Consider the following 17,084-nt stretch of genomic DNA (forward strand, 5'->3'; position numbering starts at 1 on the left):
CCTACGGATGTCCGTTGCATGTCATGTCACGGGCTGGCGGAACCCTCACACCCCGCCGCGGCGGAAGCAACGGCTCCGCGGGGCTGGTACGGACCTGTCAAAATCCGGCAAGCGGGGGTGCGCCTCGCGAGCGGCCCGCCCTGCGAAGCCGCGGTCCCCGGCGCTCACTCCCCCGCGTCCAGCAGCCGCCGGCGGTACTCACGGACCTCCGGCAGGTCGGCCCACCTCCCGGTGAGCCGGCTGTGCAGGCCACGCAGTTCGGCGGTGACCATCGACTCGCGCGAGCGCACGGCCTCCGGCAGGACCTCCGAGGCCAGGGCGACGGCGGCGCCGGGATCGCCGGCACACGCCCAGCTGTCCGCCAGGCGCAGGGTGAGCAGCAGCCGCGCGCCCCGCATCTGGGGCGGCACCTGCGCCCGCGAGCGTGCGGTGGCGTCGACCGCGCGCCTGGCCGCGGCCCGGTCCCCGGTCGCCACGGCGAGGTCGCGCAGGGCGCCGCCGATCGCCGAGTCGACCCGCATCGCGCCCTCGGCCCCTGCCATCCACGGCGCTTCCAGGAGGTCCTGCGGGCCGAGGCGGGCGAACCCCCGCCGGGCCAGGGTGATGTGACGGCGGCTCTGCGCCGCGTCGCCCGCCAGGGCGTGGCCGCGCGCCTGGTAGAGGTCCGACAGGGTGGCCGTCCACCGGCGCCGCCCGTCCACGGCGCCGATGCCCTGCGCGTACCCGAGCATCGACGAGGGGTCCCCGTCGAGCCGGACCAGGGTGCACATGTCGCTGAGCAGCGTGGCGCGGGCCGGCGCGTCCCGGACGGCGTCCGCCCAGCGCAGACCGTGGCCGAACCAGGCCATCGCCACGCCGGTCTGCCCGCGCTCCATCCGCAGCCGTCCGGCGACCTGCGCGTACTGCGCGCCGAGCCGCAACTGCCCGTACGGCAGCCGCCCGGCGGAGTTGACCTCACCGGCCCAGCGGGCCAGGGCCCGCAGCAGTCCCTCGACGGCCGTCACGCGTCCCCCGTACCGGAATGCCTCGCGGATGAGACAGGCGAGGACGGCGGTGAGGCCGTGCAGCAACTCCGCCTCGGCGACCGCCGCCCGGACGCCGCCCGCGCCCCTTTCCGTGCCCGCGCCCCGCCCCGGGCCCAGGCCGCCCGCCGGACCGAGCCGGCCGAGCAGCCCAGGCAACTCCCCCGGCCCGGGCACCGCGCACCCCGCGGTGCCGTGCAGCGGGCACACCAGGCCCTCGGCGGGCAGCCGGGCGGGCCACATCCCGGGGTCCGGCGCCTCCCGGCCGCCGGGATCGTCCGCGCCGGGCAGCGGCGCGAACAGTGCCGGGTCCGCCGGAAACCGGCCCGGTCGTCTCGGCACCTCGTGCGGCGCGGCGACGATCGCGGCGAGCCGGCCGCCGGTCTCCAGTACCGCATCGAGCCGGCGCACCAGGCCCGCGGGCGGCTCGCGCAGGCCCGCCTCCAGTTTGCTCACGGCCGAGTGGTGGTAGCCGATCCGCAGGCCGAGTTGCAGCTGGGTCAACCCGGCCGCCCTGCGAAGGGAGCGCAACTGCCGCCCGAACTCCGCCCACGAGGTCCCCGCCGTCCGCGCCGGTCCACCGGTCATCCGCCCTCCCGCGGTCGCGCCCCGCAGCGGTCCGCGCGCGCCGCCCGGGCCGCGCGTGTTCCGTCACCGGACAGCACAGAGGACGGGGTGTACGGCGTCAATCGAGTTGACCGAAGAGCGGCCGAACCGGTCCCGTCCGGTTCCGGCGTGGTCGGGCTACGATCGATCACCGGTCACGGACGGCCGGCCGGGAGCCCGGAGAACTGGGAGACACACCGTGTTCTACTACGTGCTCAAGTACGTACTGCTGGGTCCGCTGCTGAGGGTCGTCTTCCGCCCCCGCATCGAGGGCCTGGACCATGTGCCGGGGTCGGGCGCGGCCATCGTCGCGGGCAACCACCTCTCCTTCTCGGACCACTTCCTCATGCCCGCGGTGCTCAAGCGCCGCATCACCTTCCTCGCCAAGGCCGAGTACTTCACGGGGCCGGGCCTCAAGGGCAGGCTGACCGCGTTCTTCTTCCGCAGCGCGGGCCAGATCCCCGTCGACCGCTCCGGCAAGGAGGCGGGGAAGGCCGCGATCCGCGAGGGTCTCGGGGTGCTGGACCGGGGCGAGTTGCTCGGCATCTACCCGGAGGGCACCCGCTCGCACGACGGCCGGCTCTACAAGGGCAAGGTCGGTGTCGCGGTGATGGCCATCAGGGCCGGGGTGCCGGTCGTGCCCTGCGCGATGATCGGCACGTTCGAGGCGCAGCCGCCGGGCCGCAAGATCCCGAAGCTGCACCCGGTGGTGATCCGCTTCGGCGAGCCCCTCGACTTCTCCCGCTACGCGGGCATGGAGGGTGAGAAGGCCGTGCTGCGCGCCGTCACGGACGAGATCGTCCACGCGATCCTCACGCTGTCCGGGCAGGAGTACGTCGACCGCTACGCGGCGGACGTGAAGGCGGAGGAGGCCGGGAAGGCGGCCCAGGGCCGGAGGTTCCCCCGGCTGCCGCACCGGTAGGCGCCGCGAGCCGCGTCTGCGGCGGCTCCCTCGTGGTGGCCCCCCGTGGTCACCTCCTCTGCCGTCGGCAGAGGTCGTGGCCCGGCGGGCCGCGGTGCGCCTACGGTCGTCGCATGACGCATGCAGTGGTGGTCGGGGCGACGGGGCAGATCGGACGGGCGGCGGTCGACGCGCTGGCCCGGGACGGCTGGGAGGTGACGGCCGTCTCGCGCGGCGGCGAGAGGGACGCGCGCTGGCCCGCGGAGGTACGGGTGGCGCGGGCCGACCGGGAGGACGACGCGGCGCTGTCGGCCGCGGTGGGCGAGGGCTGTGACGTCCTGGTGGACATGGTGGCCTACGGGGAGCCGCACGCACGGCAGTTGGTCTCGCTCGCCGGGCGGGTGGGCTCGGCGGTGGCGATCTCCAGCGTGTCGGTCTACGAGGACGACAAGGGCCGCGGCTTCGACACGCAGGCGGAGCCCGGCGGCTTCCCCGAGTACCCGGTGCCGGTCCCCGAGACGCAGCGCACCGTACCTCCGGGCGACACCTCGTACAGCACCCGCAAGGTGGCGCTGGAGCGGGAACTCCTCGCGGCCGGCGACCGGTTGCCGGTGACGCTCCTGCGGGCGGGCGCGATCCACGGGCCGCACTGCCGGAGCCCGCGCGAGCTGTACTTCGTCAAGCGCAACCTCGACGGCAGGCGCCGGCGCGTGCTCGCGTACGGCGGGGCGAGCCGCTTCCACCCGGCGAGCGTCCGCAACATCGCCGAGCTGATCCGGCTGGCGGCCGCCCGGCCGGGCACGCGCGTCCTGAACGCGGTGGACCCGGACGCCCCGACGGTGGCGGAGATCGCGGCGGCGATCGACGCGGTGATGGGCGTCGAGGTGCGGGACGTGCTGGTGGACGGTCCGCCGCCGGTGGACGGTGTGGGCGAGACCCCGTGGAGCACACCGTCGCCGGTGGTGTGCGACATGAGCGCGGCGCGGGAGCAGTTGGGCTACCGCCCGGTGGTCCGCTACGCCGAGAGCCTGCCGGAGACGGTGGCCTTCCTGGAGGAGCGGCTGGCCGGGCGGGACTGGCGGGAGGCGTACCCGAGGATGTTCACGACGTACGGCGACCTCTTCGACTACGCGGCGGAGGACGCCTGGCTGGCGGGCCGGTCCGGCTGAGCACCGGACACGACGAAGGGGGCGGCCGGTGCGACCGGCCGCCCCCTCTCGCGTGGGCCGGGTTACGGCTTGGGCGTGGCGTGCGGCGCGCAGGTCACGTCACGGCCGTCCAGCTTGCCGGTGAGCAGGTAGGTGTCCACACGGTCGTTGACGCACGGGTTGACCAGCCCGGTGACGCCGTGCGAGCCGGCGTCCCGCTCGGTGATCAGGCGCGAGCCCTTGAACCGCTGGTGCAGTTCGACGGCGCCGTCGTACGGGGTGGCCGCGTCCCGCTCCGACTGGACGATCAGCACCGGCGGAAGTCCCTTGCCGGTCTTCACGTCCGGCGGGGTCTGCTGCTTGACCGGCCAGGTGGCGCACGGCAGGTTCATCCAGGCGTTGGCCCAGGTCATGAACGGGTGGTCGCGGTGCAGCCGGGTGTTGTCCCGGTCCCAGGTCCTCCAGTCGGTGGGCCACTTGGCGTCGGTGCACTCGACGGCCGTGTAGACGGCGTTGCCGTTCTCCGCGGAGGCGTTGCCCGCGGTGTCGGACAGGTCGGGCGCCGCGGCGTCGACGAGGGCCTGGGTGTCACCGGCGACGTACTTGCTGAAGGTCTCCGCGGTCGGCGCCCAGGCGGAGTCGTAGTACGGGGCGCTCTGGAAGAAGGAGATCAGCTCGGCCGGACCGACGACGCCGCCCAGCGGCTCCTTCGCGGCCGCGGCGCGCAGCTTCAGCCACTGGTCCTGGACCTCGGCGCGCGTGTCGCCGAGGTGGTAGGTGGCGTCGTTCGCGGCCACCCAGTCCTGCCAGTCCTTCCAGCGGCCCTCGAAGGCGACGTCCTGGTCGAGGTTGGCCTGGTACCAGATCTTGTCGCGGGACGGGTTGACGACGCTGTCGACGACCATGCGGCGGACGTGGTCCGGGAAGAGGGTGCCGTAGACGGCACCGAGGTAGGTGCCGTAGGAGACGCCGAGGTAGTTGAGCTTCTTCTCGCCGAGTGCCGCGCGGACGACGTCGAGGTCGCGCGCGGTGTTCGGCGTGGTCATGTGCGGCAGCATCTCGCCGCTGCGCTCGAAGCAGCCCTCGGCGTACTCGCGGGCCAGCTTGCGCTGGGCGAGCTTGTCCGCCTCGGAGCCGGGCACGGGGTCCGCCTTGGGCGCCTTGACGAACTCCTGCGGGTCGACGCAGGAGATGGGCGCGGAGTGGCCGACGCCGCGCGGGTCGAACCCGACGAAGTCGTAGGCCTCGGCGGTCTTGGCCCACACCGCGTTCTTGCCCGTGACGCGGGCCGGGAAGCGCAGACCGGAGCCGCCGGGGCCACCGGGGTTGTAGATGAGGGCGCCCTGGCGCGCGCTCTTGCCCCCGGTGTTGCCGATGCGGTCGACCGCGATCTTGATCTGCTTGCCGAACGGCTTGGCGTAGTCCAACGGCACCGTGACGTAGCCGCACTGGATGGGCTTGGGCAGGTTCCAGTCGGCGGCGCAGTCCTGCCAGTCGATGCCGGCCCGGGCGGCGAGGGCCGCGGCGATGGCGGCACCGCGTGCCTCCCGGTCCTGGCCCCGCGCGTGGCCGTGCCCGCCTGCCGGGGTGGCGCTCGCGGCGGGTGCCGAGACGGCGCCGGCTATCAGCGTGGCCGTGACCAGCGCTCCGGCCGAGCCGATCGCGGTCGCCCTCCGCCGCATGCTGCTCTTCCTCAAGTGGCCCTCCCCGTACGTGTTCGCGACAAGTACGGGGATCCTCGCGGCTGTGGGATTACTGAGAACAGAGGTGGTGCTACTTCTTTACCAATCCGATAAACGGAGAAACGCGTTCGATCGGCGGAACCGTCGGGCGGCCCGCGCCGGGAGGCTCAGTCCAGCGAGGCCAGCGCCCCGTCCAGCAGCCGCCGCAGCCGCAGCGCATCGGGCGCCACCGCGCTGACCAGGGCGGCGGGCCCGGCGAGCGGCATGACGGCCGCACCCTCCTCGTACATTCGGGCAGTCGGCGGCGCCTCGGCGAACTCCGGTCGCACGACCACCAGTTGGCCGACCGCGCGGTGCCCGGCCAGTCCGGCGGGCCCGTCCCAGCCGCCCGGCGCGCCGGGCCCGCAGGCCAGCTCCTGGTCGAGGACGCACCGGCCGTCGATCCGTACGGTCAGACGGCTGGTGAGGCGGCCGGGTTCCTCACCGGAACGTCCGAGCACCTGCTCCTCGCGCAGCAGCAGCTGCGCCCCGGCGGCGAGGTCGGCCGTCGTGGTGACGGCCAGGTCGCTGCCGTCGGCGCAGATCAGCTGCTCCGGCAGCCAGCACAGTTCGGCGTCGTCGTCCACGGTGAGCCGGACGTCGTAGCGGGCGCCGGTCTTGTCCTGTCCGGGCAGCGCGAGCGTGGCGGCGGCCGACCCGACCCGCAGCCTTGCCCCCTCGGCCGCGTGGACCGCCACCTCGAACCGGTCGCCGCCGAGCGGCCCGCTCATCGCGCCGACCAGCATCACCCGGGCCTCGGCACCGCTCCCCCGGGTCCGCCGCACGGCCAGGGGCCCCTCGCCCTCCAGCACCGGCAGCACGGTGCCGCCCCGTCCGTCGCCGCGGGCGAGGATGCGGGCGCGGGCCCGGACGCCGCCCGGTGCGGTGGTCACGCGGTCCACGCGGCGATCCGCTCCCGTACCCAGTCGGCGACCTCCCGGACCCCGTCCTCGCCGCGCAGCGACTGCAGGACGACGGGGAGTTCGCCGCGGGCCGCCTTGGCGTCGGCGGCCATCCGCGCGAGATCGGAGCCGACGTACGGTGCGAGGTCCGTCTTGTTCACGATCAGCAGGTCGGCGGTGGCGACCCCCGGGCCGCCCTTGCGCGGGATGTCGTCGCCGCCCGCCACGTCGATCACGAACACCTGCGCGTCGACGAGCCCCCTGGAGAAGGTGGCGGTGAGATTGTCCCCACCGGACTCCACCAGCACCAGGTCGAGCGGCCCGACCTCGTCCTCCAGGTCCTCGACGGCCTCCAGGTTGGCGGAGATGTCGTCCCGGATCGCGGTGTGCGGGCAGGCGCCGGTCTCCACGGCGGTGATCCGCTCGGGCGGCAGCACCGCCTCGCGGAGCAGGAACTCGGCGTCCTCCCGGGTGTAGATGTCGTTGGTCACCACGGCGAGGGACAACTCCTCCCGCAGCGCCCGGCACAGCGCGGCGACGGTGGCGGTCTTCCCGGACCCGACGGGCCCGCCGAGCCCGATCCGCAGCGCGCGACGGGTCCCGTCGGGCCGCCGGGCGTCGGCGGAGACGGCGGCGGGGGTCTCGAGGTGGTGGTCAAGGTGCATGAACGGCTCCTGTCGAAGTCGGTGTCGGCCCTCCAGCCCGTCCGGCTGCTTGCGGACAAGGCCCTCCAGAGCGAAGGGCTCCGTGCCGAAGGGGCCCAGGCCGAAGGGGTCCAGGAGGCAGAGCCCCCTGGCGGGGTCGAAGGGGCGGAGCCCCTGGGTACGGGGAGGGGCGGCGGGGGCGATCCCGCCTACGAGGCGAACAACCGCACCGGCCAGGCGGCATGCGCCTCCGCCCCGATCTCCAGCAACGGCGCGGACCGCGCGGGCAGCAGGTCGACCCCGTCGGTCACCACCCGTTCCGCCACCTCCACGGCGTCCGCGGCGATCCGGTCCACCTCGCCCGTGAGCCGCGCCAGCACTCCCGTCGCGTCGAACGGATCGAGGCCGAGCAGCCGCACGACGGCCGTCGCGGGTCCGCTCACCCCTTCGTAGAGCGAGCAGTACGCCGCGTCCAGCGCCCCGAGACCGGCCGCGCGCGCGGCCAGCCCCAGCACCACGGGCTGATGGGCGCCCTTGGGGAACGCCGAGGCCAGGGCGTCGAGTTCGGGGCTCGGCCAGGTCGAGCGGGCGGCCCGCGTCAGCTGCCGCCCCAGTCTGCGCGCCGCCACCCGCAGGGCGGGCGACGGGGTGCGGGCGTCGGCGGCCCGGTCGAGTTCGCCGGGGTCGGCACCGAGCGCGGCGGCCGCGGCCACGCAGGCCGCGACCACTCCGTTGGTGTGCAACCGCCCCCGGCAGAACGCCTCCAGGCTGGCGGCGTCGGTGACGCGGCCCGCCCGGACGGCGGCCTCCGCCCCGCCGGAGTGGGCGTGCCCTCCGGCGGGGAAGCGGCCGTCGGCGAGGACGAGCAGTGCTGCGCGGCTCATCCGGGCGCTCAGAAGAGGAAGTACCGCTGGGCCAGCGGCAGTTCGTCGACGGGAGCGGGCTCGACGAGTTCACCGTCGATGGTCACCGCGAAGGAGTCCGCGGCGACCTCCACGCGGGGCAGCGCGTCGTTCTGCCGCATGTCGGCCTTCGTACGCCCGCGCGTGGACCGGATGGGCACGAACTCCCGTCCGAGTCCCAGCCGCCCCGGCAACCCGTCCGCGACGGCCTGCTCGGAGACGAAGTTGACCGAGTTGGTCGCGGGGGCGGCCCCCAGCGCCCCGAACATCGGGCGCGGCAGGACCGGTTGCGGGGTGGGGATGGAGGCGTTGGCGTCGCCCATCTGCGCGTACGCGATCTGACCGCCCTTGATGACCAGTTGCGGCTTCACCCCGAAGAAGCGGGGGTCCCAGAGCACCAGGTCGGCGAGCTTGCCTGTCTCCACGGAACCGACCTCGTGCTCGATGCCCTGGGCGACGGCCGGGTTGATGGTGTACTTGGCGACATAGCGACGTGCGCGCAGGTTGTCGGCACGGGTGTCACCGGGCAGGAAGCCGCGCCGCCGCTTCATCACGTGCGCGGTCTGCCAGGTGCGCAGGATCACCTCGCCGATGCGGCCCATGGCCTGGGCGTCCGACGACATGATGGAGATCGCCCCCATGTCGTGCAGGATGTCCTCGGCCGCGATGGTGCTGGGCCGGATCCGGGACTCGGCGAAGGCCAGGTCCTCGGGGACGGCCGGGTTGAGGTGGTGGCAGACCATCAGCATGTCGAGGTGTTCCTCGACGGTGTTGACGGTGTGCGGCCGGGTCGGATTGGTGGACGCCGGCAGCATGTTGGGGAGCGACACCGCGGTGATCATGTCGGGTGCGTGCCCGCCGCCGGCGCCCTCGACGTGGAAGGCGTGCAGGGTGCGGCCCGCGACCGCGTCGAAGGTGTCACCGACGAAGCCGGACTCGTTCAGGGTGTCCGTGTGGACGGCGAGCTGGACGCCGGACTCCTCGCAGACGTCCAGGCAGGCGGAGATGACGGCGGGGGTCGCACCCCAGTCCTCGTGGATCTTGAAGCCGAGGACGCCGGCGCGCAGCTGGTCGCGCATCGACTCCTTCGACATGGTGCTGCCCTTGCCGAGGAAGCCGATGTTGACGGGGCTCGACTCCATCGCGGCGAACATCCAGGCGAGGTGCCGGGCCCCGGGCGTCACGGTGGTCGCCTTGCTGCCCTCGGCCGGGCCCGTGCCCCCGCCGATGAGGGTGGTGATGCCGGACGCCAGCGCCTCGTCGACGGCGTTCGGCGCGATGAAGTGGACGTGGGTGTCGATGCCGCCCGCGGTGACGATCTTGCCGTTGCCCGCGATGACCTCGGTCTCCGGGCCGATGACCAGGTCGGGGTGGACGCCGTCCATGGTGTCCGGGTTGCCGGCCTTGCCGATGCCGGTGATCCGTCCGTCGCGCATGCCGATGTCGGCCTTGACCACACCCCAGTGGTCGATGATCAGGGCGCCGGTGATCACGGTGTCGGGGGCGCCCTCGGCGCGGGTGGTGCGCCCCTGGCCCATGGACTCGCGCAGCACCTTGCCGCCGCCGAAGACGGCTTCGTCCCCGGAGCGGCCGGGACCGCCCGAGCGGTCCTCCTCGATCTCGACCAGGAGGTCGGTGTCGGCGAGGCGGATCCGGTCGCCGGTCGTCGGGCCGAACAGGTCGGCGTAGGCGGGTCGGGACAGTTCAGGCATCGAGGGCACCTCCGGTCGCGCCGCGCAGACCCACGACGACACGGGCGCCCCCGAGGGGAATCAGCCGCACGTCGACGGGAATGCCGGGCTCGAACCGGACGGCGGTGCCGGCGGCGATGTCCAGCCGCCTGCCGTGCGCCGCGGCGCGGTCGAACTCGAGACCGGGGTTGACCTCGGCGAAGTGGTAGTGGGAGCCGACCTGAACGGGCCGGTCGGCGGTGTTGAGCACGGTCATGCGGACGGCTTCCCGGCCTTCGTTGAAGGCGACCGGGCCGTCGGCGAAAAGGATCTCTCCGGGGATCACGACTGCGGCCCCGTCAGAGGATCGGCTCGTGGACGGTGACCAGCTTGGTGCCGTCGGGGAAGGTGGCCTCGACCTGCACGTCGTGGATCATCTCGGGGACGCCCTCCATGACCTCGTCGCGCTGGATCAGCTTGCGCCCGGAGGACATGAGTTCGCCGACGCCGCGCCCGTCCCGGGCGCCTTCGAGGATGTGCGCGGTGATCAGCGCGACGACCTCGGGATGATTGAGCTTGACGCCTCGTGCGCGGCGCTTCTCCGCCACGTCCGCCGCCACATGGATGAGCAGTCTCTCCTGCTCGTGCGGGGTCAGTTGCATGTACCACCTCACAGGGCATGACGCCGGGACCGAAGGGTCCGGCTGCCGCGGCCACCGCGACGGTTCTAGATGTAACACACAGGAACAGGCTGGAATTAACCTACCGCTACATGGAAAACCGCAGGTGGATCGGGGTGCAGACTAGGGCTAGAGTGTTACGGCCACGTGACCCGGTTTTGACCGATTGATTACCGGTGCCATCGGCTTGCTTCCGCATGCCCGCGCTCGGGACGGGTTCCGGTCCCCCGCCACCGGTCCGGACGGTCCCGGACCGAAACGGACCAAACGGCTTACCCCCCTTCGGCGTAGGAACACCTCCGATCGGCGACCCGCCGAAGTTGCGCCGCCGGACGTCCGGCCGGGACGACGCCGCACTCCGCCGCTGGTCCCGGGGCCGCCGCCACGCTCGCCGCCGTCCGCGACACGGGGCGGCAACCCGAACGGACGAGCGCCACGTAACAACACAAAAGGCACGTTCCGTTGGGAATTCCCCTCGGGGCGGGACAAGATCCGTGACTGACGACAAGACCCCGCCGCAGCGGCGGGGCGGTCCGGGCGGACGCCGAGTCCTGCCGCCGTCCGGACGACCGGTCGCAAGGGAAGTGGATCGGCAGGAGTGGAGGACCCGAGCACGACGGGTCGCCGGCACGGCCGTCCTCGCGAGAGGCACCGGGCCGAGCGGTCCTTGGGGTGAAGCCGCACTCGTGCGGCCGGGCAACTTCGCCAGCCCGAATCCGACAGGTCATCCTTCACAGGCGGCTGACGAAGGGTTGCGCATGTCCGCGCTCAATCGTGTCCCGTCGCTGATGGCTCGTGCCGGTACGGCCTCGGCTCTCACCCTCGCCGCCGTGGGCGGTTCCGTCGTGGTCCCCAGCGTCGCCTCGGAGGCGGCCGCGGCGAGCCATGCGACGAAAGCCCTCAAGATCGCGGCCTCGAAGAAGGGATCCCCGTACCGCTGGGGGGCCATCGGCCCGCACCGGTTCGACTGCTCCGGTCTGACGCTGTACTCGTTCAAGAAGGCCGGGAAGAAGCTGCCGCGCACCGCGGCTCAGCAGTACAACAAGACCCGCCATGTCTCCGCCGCCAAGCGCAAGGTCGGCGACCTGGTGTTCTTCCACTCCGGACCGAGCGTCTACCACGTCGGCATCTACGCCGGCAAAGGCAGACTCTGGCACGCCCCGAAGACCGGGGACGTGGTGCGCCTGCAGAAGATCTGGACCTCAAGCGTCTGGTACGGCCGGGTCAAGTAGTCCGCCCGCGGGAGTGACGGCGTTCTGCCCCGCCGTCACTCCCGCGGGTGCACCCGTACCGTCCGGGGGCGTCCAGGGCAGTTCGATGGAGACGGTCTTGCCGCCCTCGCGCGTGGGCCGGACCCTCAGGCTGCCGCCGCACTCGGCGGTCAGCCAGCGGATGATCACCATGCCCCGCCCGTTGTCCTGCTGCACGGCGGCGGGCAGCCGCTTGGGGAAGCGCGGATGGCTGTCGGTGACACCGACGCGCAGTCGCTCGTCACGGTCGAGGACGAGGTCCACCGTGAAGGTGGGCGACTGCCCGAGCGTGTGCTGGACCGCGTTGGTCGCCAGCTCGGAGACGACGAGGCGGACGGTCTCGGACAGGTCCGCGTCGGTCGGCAGCCCCCATTCCGCCAGGGTGCCGACCGCGTAGGTCCGCGCGGCGGCCACCGAGGCGGGATCGCTCGGCAGAGTGACGGATGCTTCCAGATGGTCTGCCATGGCGACGTCGTCCCTTTCTCACGGGACCGCAGGCCCGACACGGAGGAGATGGTTCGAGTACGGTCCCGGACTGGTGCTTCGCCGCCAGAGTGCCATCACCAGGCCCGTGAAGGGCGGCGATCCCCCAAGATATGCATATATCTGTCGCTCGAAGCGGTGAACTCTGCGACGGCAGAGCGTATTTGGGCGGCTCATAAGGAGTAAGGGAGTTGTCCCATGCAGCACGGTCCCGTGGTGCGCCGCCGCAAGCTGGGCGCGGAACTGCGCGCCCTGCGCACGTCGGCGGGCATCACCAGCGGGGAGGCGGCCCGGCTCGCGGGCTGGCACCAGTCGAAGGTCAGCCGGATCGAGACCGGCACGAGCGGTGCGAAACCGGCCGACGTGCGGTTACTCCTGGACGTCTACGGGGTGGACGACGAACAGTTGCGGGGCCTGCTGGTGATGCTGGCCCGCTCCGAGGACGCGGGCGGCCGCAACCACTGGTGGCACGCCTACCGCGGGGTGCTGCCCCCGACCTATCGCGACTACATCAGCCTGGAGTCGCAGGCCAGCGCGATGCGCACGCTGGAGACCACGGTGGTCCCGGGCCTGCTCCAGACGCCGGAGTACGCCCGCGCGGTGACACGGGCCGCGGTGGACGGGATGCCGGCGGCGCGGCTGGACGCGCTGGTGGAGGTCCGGCTGGCCCGGCAGGACGTGCTGCGCGGCGAGCCGCCGCTGGAACTGAGCGCGGTCCTCGACGAGGCGGTGCTGCGCCGGGAGGTGGGCGGACCGGAGGTGATGGCACGTCAGCTGGACAGACTGGTCGAGGCCGCGCGACTGCCCCATGTCCGGCTCCGGGTCCTGCCCTTTGCCGCCGGGGCGCACATCGGCGTCACCGGCCCTTTCGTAATCTTCTCCTTTTCGAGCACTTCTGATCTCGACGTGGTTGTTCTCGACCACTTGACGAGTAGCCTGCACCTCGAACGGAAAGAAGACCTAGAGGCCTACACCGAGGCCTTCGACGCCCTTCTGATCCATGCCCTTTCGCCCGAGGACTCGTTGGACTTCATCGCCGCGACCGCGGCAGGCGCGTAAGGAGGCACCATGTCAGGCTCCATGTCCGCACGTCCCCGGAACATCCCCGTCAGCACCGATCTGCCCGGCGCCCGGTGGCTGCGCAGCAGCTACAGCACCGGCGCGAACAACTGTGTGGAGACGGCACGTGCGTCGGCCGGCCCCTGGGCCGGGCTGCTGGCCGTACGTGACTCCAAGAGCCCGGCCGGGCCCGCCCTGCTCTTCTCCCCCGAGAGCTGGACGGCGTTCACGACCGGCGTCCACCAGGGCTGACCGCACCGGACGCCGGACGACGCACGGCCGTGTCACGCCGACTCATGGCCGCGCTTCGACGATCACCCGTACAGCGCGTTCAACCTGCTCCGCGGTGAGATCTCCGCGAGCGGTCAGCCTGAGCCGTGAGATGCCGTCGGGCACCGATGGAGGGCGGAAGCAGCCCACGGACAGGCCGGCCGCTCGGCAGTCGGCCGCCCACCGCACGGCCGCCTCCGGGGAGGGCGCGCGCACCGACACGACCGCGGCGTCCGGACGTACCGCGTCCAGCCCCGCGGCGGTCAGGCGCGCGTGCAGTCCGTCGGCGACCGCGCGGGCCCGCCCCGCGCGCTCCGGCTCGCGGCGCAGCAGTGCGAGCGCCGCGAGGGCCGCCCCCGCGGCGGCGGGGGCGAGTCCGGTGTCGAAGATGAACGTGCGGGCCGCGTTGACCAGGTGGTCGATCACCCGGGCGGGGCCGAGCACGGCGCCGCCCTGGGCACCGAGCGACTTGGACAGCGTGACGGTCACGACGACGTCGTCCCGGCCCGCGAGCCCCGCCCCCTGCGGGGCGCCCCGGCCGCCGCCGCCGAGGACGCCGAGCCCGTGGGCGTCGTCCACGATCAGACCGGCGCCGTACTCCCGGCAGACGGCGGCGAGTTCGGCCAGCGGCGCGGCGTCGCCGTCGACCGAGAAGACCGTGTCGGAGACGGCCACGGCGGGCCCGCCGTGCTCCGCCAGTGCCTTGCGCACGGCCTGGGGGTCGGCGTGCTCCACGACCCGGGTGGTGCCGCGGGCGAGTCGGCAGCCGTCGATCAGAGAGGCGTGGTTGCCCGCGTCGGAGACGACGAGACTGCCGTGCGGTGCCAGCGCGGTGACGGCGGCGAGGTTGGCCGCGTAGCCGGAGGAGAAGACCAGAGCCGCCTCGAACCCGCAGAAGGCGGCCAGTTCGCGCTCGAGTTCGGTGTGCAGCGCGGTGGTGCCGGTCACGAGCCGTGAGCCGGTGGCGCCGCCGCCCCAGGTCCGCGCGGCCCGCACCGCCCCTTCGACGACCTCGGGGTGGCGGGCCAGCCCCAGGTAGTCGTTGCTCGCCAGGTCCAGCAGCGGCGACGCCGCCGGACGTGGGCGCAGAATCCGTACGAGCCCTGCCTCGCGGCGTACCCGCGCCTGCTCGTCGATCCAGCCGAACGCCATGGGGCGGCCCTCCGGGGTTTTGTAGGCAATGGACAGACATTAGCGGTCCGGCCACCCCCGCGAGGTGTGGCAATACCCACACGTCGATCTGTCAGTGTTGTGCAAAGTCTCCTTGGCCGCGGACGGCCCCTTAGGACAGGATCGGCTCTCATGGACCTGCTGAACACGCTGGTGGACAAGGGGCTTCGGCGCGAGACGCCGAGCCGCGAGGAGGCGCTCGCCGTCCTCGCCACTTCCGACGACGACCTGCTCGACGTGGTGGCCGCGGCCGGAAAGGTGCGCCGCCACTGGTTCGGCCGGCGGGTGAAACTCAACTACCTCGTCAACCTCAAGTCGGGCCTGTGCCCCGAGGACTGCTCGTACTGCTCGCAGCGGCTGGGCTCCAAGGCGGAGATCCTCAAGTACACCTGGCTCAAGCCCGACCAGGCCTCCGCGGCGGCCGCGGCCGGGGTGTCCGGGGGCGCCAAGCGGGTGTGCCTGGTGGCCAGCGGGCGCGGCCCGACCGACCGGGACGTGGACCGGGTCTCGGACACCATCCGGGCCATCAAGGAGCAGAACGAGGCCGTCGAGGTGTGCGCCTGCCTGGGGCTGCTCTCCGACGGGCAGGCGGAGCGGCTGCGCGAGGCGGGCGCCGACGCCTACAACCACAACCTCAACACCTCCGAGTCGACGTACGGCGACATCACGACCACGCACACGTACGCCGACCGGGTGGACACGGTGAACAAGGCGCACGCGGCCGGGCTGTCCGCCTGCTCCGGCCTCATCGCGGGCATGGGCGAGAGCGACGAGGACCTGGTCGACGTGGTCTTCTCGCTGCGCGAGCTGGACCCGGACTCGGTGCCGGTCAACTTCCTGATCCCGATGGAGGGCACCCCGCTGGCCAAGGAGTGGCACCTCACCCCGCAGCGGTGCCTGCGCATCCTGGCGATGACGCGCTTCGTCTGCCCGGACGTGGAGGTGCGCATCGCGGGCGGGCGCGAGGTCCACCTGCGCACGATGCAGCCGCTCGCCCTGCACCTCGCCAACTCGATCTTCCTGGGCGACTACCTGACCAGCGAGGGCCAGGCGGGCCATGCCGACCTGGAGATGATCGCGGACGCCGGCTTCGAGGTGGAGGGCGCCGGCGAGGTCACGCTGCCGGAGCACCGCGCCTCGGTGCGGGGCGGCGGCTGCGGCTCGCACGCGGATGCCGGCGGTTGCGGCTCGCACGCGGATGCGGAGGGTTGCGGCTCACACGCGGATGCGGAGGGTGCCGGAGGCTGCGGCTCGCACGCGGGCGGCGGAGTGTGCGCCCCCGTGTCCTCGGCGCCGCGCCCCGCCGAGGAGCCCCGTACGGACCTGGTGGCGGTGCGCCGCCGCGGCGCCGGCACGGACCTCGCGCCCAATGCCTGAGCCCGCGACGGACGTCGCCGAGCTGCTCGCGCTCGACCGGCGGCACGTCTGGCACCCGTACGGCCCCATGCCCGGCCGGCAGGACCCGCTCGTCGTGGAGTCGGCGAGCGGGGTGCGCCTGCGGCCTGCCGACGGCTCCGGCGAGCTGGTCGACGGGATGTCGTCCTGGTGGTCGGCGATCCACGGCTACAACCACCCGGTGCTGAACGAGGCCGCGCGCGGGCAGTTGGAGCGGATGAGCCACGTCATGTTCGGCGGGCTCACCCACGAGCCCGCCGTACGGCTGGCGAAGCTCCTTGTCGACATGTCGCCCGAGGGTCTCGAGCACGTGTTCCTGGCCGACTCCGGCTCGGTCTCGGTCGAGGTCGCCGTCAAGATGTGCCTGCAGTACTGGCGTTCGCTCGGCCGTCCCGGCAAGCGGCGCCTGCTCACCTGGCGCGGCGGCTACCACGGCGACACCTGGCAGCCCATGGCGGTGTGCGACCCGGAGGGCGGGATGCACGAGCTGTGGTCGGGCGTCCTGCCGCGCCAGGTCTTCGCGGACGCGCCTCCGGCGGAGTACGAGGAGGCCTACGCCGACCACCTGCGGTCGCTGATCGAGCGGCACGCCGGCGAACTGGCGGCGGTGATCGTCGAGCCGGTGGTGCAGGGTGCGGGCGGGATGCGGTTCCACTCCCCCGCGTATCTGCGGGTGCTGCGCGAGGCCTGCGACGCGCACGACGTGCTGCTGGTGTTCGACGAGATCGCCACCGGGTTCGGGCGCACGGGTGCCTTGTTCGCCGCGGACCACGCGGCGGTGACGCCGGACGTGATGTGCGTGGGCAAGGCGTTGACCGGCGGTTATCTGACGATGGCGGCCACCTTGTGCACCTCGCGGGTGGCCGAGGGGATCTCGCGGGGCGAGGTGCCGGTGCTGGCGCACGGGCCGACGTTCATGGGCAATCCGCTGGCCGCGGCGGTGGCCTGCGCGTCGATCGGGCTGCTGCTCGGGCAGGACTGGCTCGCGGAGGTCAAGCGGATCGAGGCCGGCCTGGTCGACGGCCTAGCGCCCGCCGCCGCGCTGCCCGGGGTGCGGGACGTGCGGGTGCTCGGCGCGATCGGGGTGGTGCAGCTGGACCACCCCGTCGACATGCGGGCCGCGACGGAGGCGGCCGTGCGCGAGGGCGTGTGGCTGCGGCCGTTCCGCGACCTGGTCTACACGATGCCGCCGTACGTCACGGGTGACGCGGACGTGGCACGCATCGCCCGCGCGGTGTGCGCGGCGGCACGGGAGGGATGA

At 73.1% G+C, this 17,084-nt stretch carries 17 protein-coding genes and 1 riboswitch; of the genes, 7 read left to right on the forward strand and 10 right to left on the reverse strand.

Annotated features, from left to right (window positions below; genetic code table 11):
* Positions 1-164 precede the first annotated feature (164 nt).
* Positions 165-1,610 (reverse strand): helix-turn-helix transcriptional regulator, encoded by a 1,446-nt coding sequence (locus EV562_RS12880; RefSeq protein WP_133886914.1) that lies wholly within the window; start codon positions 1,608-1,610, stop codon positions 165-167.
* A gap of 217 nt (positions 1,611-1,827) precedes the next feature.
* Here EV562_RS12880 and EV562_RS12885 point away from each other — a divergent pair, with 217 nt between their 5' ends.
* On the forward strand, positions 1,828-2,550 hold the full coding sequence (locus tag EV562_RS12885) for a lysophospholipid acyltransferase family protein (RefSeq protein ID WP_133886915.1): 723 nt from the start codon (positions 1,828-1,830) through the stop codon (positions 2,548-2,550).
* 113 nt (positions 2,551-2,663) lie between these two features.
* Positions 2,664-3,698: an NAD-dependent epimerase/dehydratase family protein gene (locus tag EV562_RS12890; protein WP_133886916.1), complete on the forward strand. Its 1,035-nt coding sequence runs from the start codon at positions 2,664-2,666 to the stop codon at positions 3,696-3,698.
* Positions 3,699-3,760: 62 nt separating this feature from the next.
* On the opposite strand, the gene EV562_RS12895 is transcribed toward EV562_RS12890, so the two are convergent.
* The 7 genes from EV562_RS12895 to EV562_RS12925 form a co-directional block, all read right to left on the reverse strand.
* A complete protein-coding gene (locus tag EV562_RS12895; RefSeq protein WP_133886917.1) occupies positions 3,761-5,374 on the reverse strand; it encodes an alpha/beta hydrolase in 1,614 nt (537 codons plus the stop codon).
* A gap of 152 nt (positions 5,375-5,526) precedes the next feature.
* The gene (locus EV562_RS12900; RefSeq protein WP_133887056.1) at positions 5,527-6,291 is read right to left on the reverse strand and encodes an urease accessory protein UreD; all 765 of its coding nucleotides are present in this window, start codon (positions 6,289-6,291) and stop codon (positions 5,527-5,529) included.
* A complete protein-coding gene (ureG, locus tag EV562_RS12905) occupies positions 6,288-6,965 on the reverse strand; it encodes an urease accessory protein UreG (protein ID WP_133886918.1) in 678 nt (225 codons plus the stop codon). The genes EV562_RS12900 and ureG overlap by 4 nt, the downstream gene beginning before the upstream one ends.
* Before the next feature lie 188 nt (positions 6,966-7,153).
* A complete protein-coding gene (locus EV562_RS12910) occupies positions 7,154-7,828 on the reverse strand; it encodes an urease accessory UreF family protein (protein ID WP_133886919.1) in 675 nt (224 codons plus the stop codon).
* An 8-nt stretch (positions 7,829-7,836) separates the two neighbouring features.
* Positions 7,837-9,558 carry an urease subunit alpha gene (locus tag EV562_RS12915; protein WP_133886920.1) on the reverse strand — a complete coding sequence of 574 codons (1,722 nt, stop codon included), beginning with the start codon at positions 9,556-9,558 and terminating at the stop codon, positions 7,837-7,839.
* Entirely contained in the window at positions 9,551-9,862 is a 312-nt protein-coding gene (locus tag EV562_RS12920) for an urease subunit beta (protein ID WP_133886921.1), read from the reverse strand. The genes EV562_RS12915 and EV562_RS12920 overlap by 8 nt, the downstream gene beginning before the upstream one ends.
* 13 nt (positions 9,863-9,875) lie before the next feature.
* Positions 9,876-10,178 carry an urease subunit gamma gene (locus EV562_RS12925; RefSeq protein ID WP_133886922.1) on the reverse strand — a complete coding sequence of 101 codons (303 nt, stop codon included), beginning with the start codon at positions 10,176-10,178 and terminating at the stop codon, positions 9,876-9,878.
* A 550-nt stretch (positions 10,179-10,728) separates the two neighbouring features.
* Positions 10,729-10,951, forward strand: a riboswitch (cyclic di-AMP (ydaO/yuaA leader).
* Between the two features lie 3 nt (positions 10,952-10,954).
* On the opposite strand from EV562_RS12925, the gene EV562_RS12930 reads away from it, so the two are divergent.
* Positions 10,955-11,428 (forward strand): C40 family peptidase, encoded by a 474-nt coding sequence (locus EV562_RS12930; RefSeq protein WP_133886923.1) that lies wholly within the window; start codon positions 10,955-10,957, stop codon positions 11,426-11,428.
* Here EV562_RS12930 and EV562_RS12935 read toward each other — a convergent pair.
* The gene (locus EV562_RS12935) at positions 11,399-11,911 is read right to left on the reverse strand and encodes an ATP-binding protein (RefSeq protein ID WP_133886924.1); all 513 of its coding nucleotides are present in this window, start codon (positions 11,909-11,911) and stop codon (positions 11,399-11,401) included. The two genes, EV562_RS12930 and EV562_RS12935, sit on opposite strands and share 30 nt — an antisense overlap.
* Before the next feature lie 216 nt (positions 11,912-12,127).
* Here EV562_RS12935 and EV562_RS12940 point away from each other — a divergent pair, with 216 nt between their 5' ends.
* Both EV562_RS12940 and EV562_RS12945 read left to right on the forward strand, forming a co-directional pair.
* A complete protein-coding gene (locus tag EV562_RS12940) occupies positions 12,128-12,988 on the forward strand; it encodes a helix-turn-helix transcriptional regulator (RefSeq protein WP_133886925.1) in 861 nt (286 codons plus the stop codon).
* Between the two features lie 21 nt (positions 12,989-13,009).
* Positions 13,010-13,240, forward strand: a complete 231-nt coding sequence (locus EV562_RS12945) for a DUF397 domain-containing protein (RefSeq protein ID WP_133887057.1) — start codon at positions 13,010-13,012, stop codon at positions 13,238-13,240.
* A 42-nt stretch (positions 13,241-13,282) separates the two neighbouring features.
* Here EV562_RS12945 and EV562_RS12950 read toward each other — a convergent pair whose 3' ends face one another.
* Complete coding sequence (locus tag EV562_RS12950) at positions 13,283-14,410, reverse strand: 8-amino-7-oxononanoate synthase (RefSeq protein WP_133886926.1); 1,128 nt, start codon at positions 14,408-14,410, stop codon at positions 13,283-13,285.
* 150 nt (positions 14,411-14,560) lie between these two features.
* Between EV562_RS12950 and bioB the strand changes: the two genes are divergently transcribed.
* Positions 14,561-15,805: a biotin synthase BioB gene (bioB, locus tag EV562_RS12955; RefSeq protein WP_133886927.1), complete on the forward strand. Its 1,245-nt coding sequence runs from the start codon at positions 14,561-14,563 to the stop codon at positions 15,803-15,805.
* On the forward strand, positions 15,798-17,084 hold the full coding sequence (locus tag EV562_RS12960) for an adenosylmethionine--8-amino-7-oxononanoate transaminase (protein WP_133886928.1): 1,287 nt from the start codon (positions 15,798-15,800) through the stop codon (positions 17,082-17,084). Before bioB ends, EV562_RS12960 begins: the two co-directional genes overlap by 8 nt.

This window comes from Streptomyces sp. BK208, assembly GCF_004364245.1.
GTDB lineage: Bacteria > Actinomycetota > Actinomycetes > Streptomycetales > Streptomycetaceae > Streptomyces.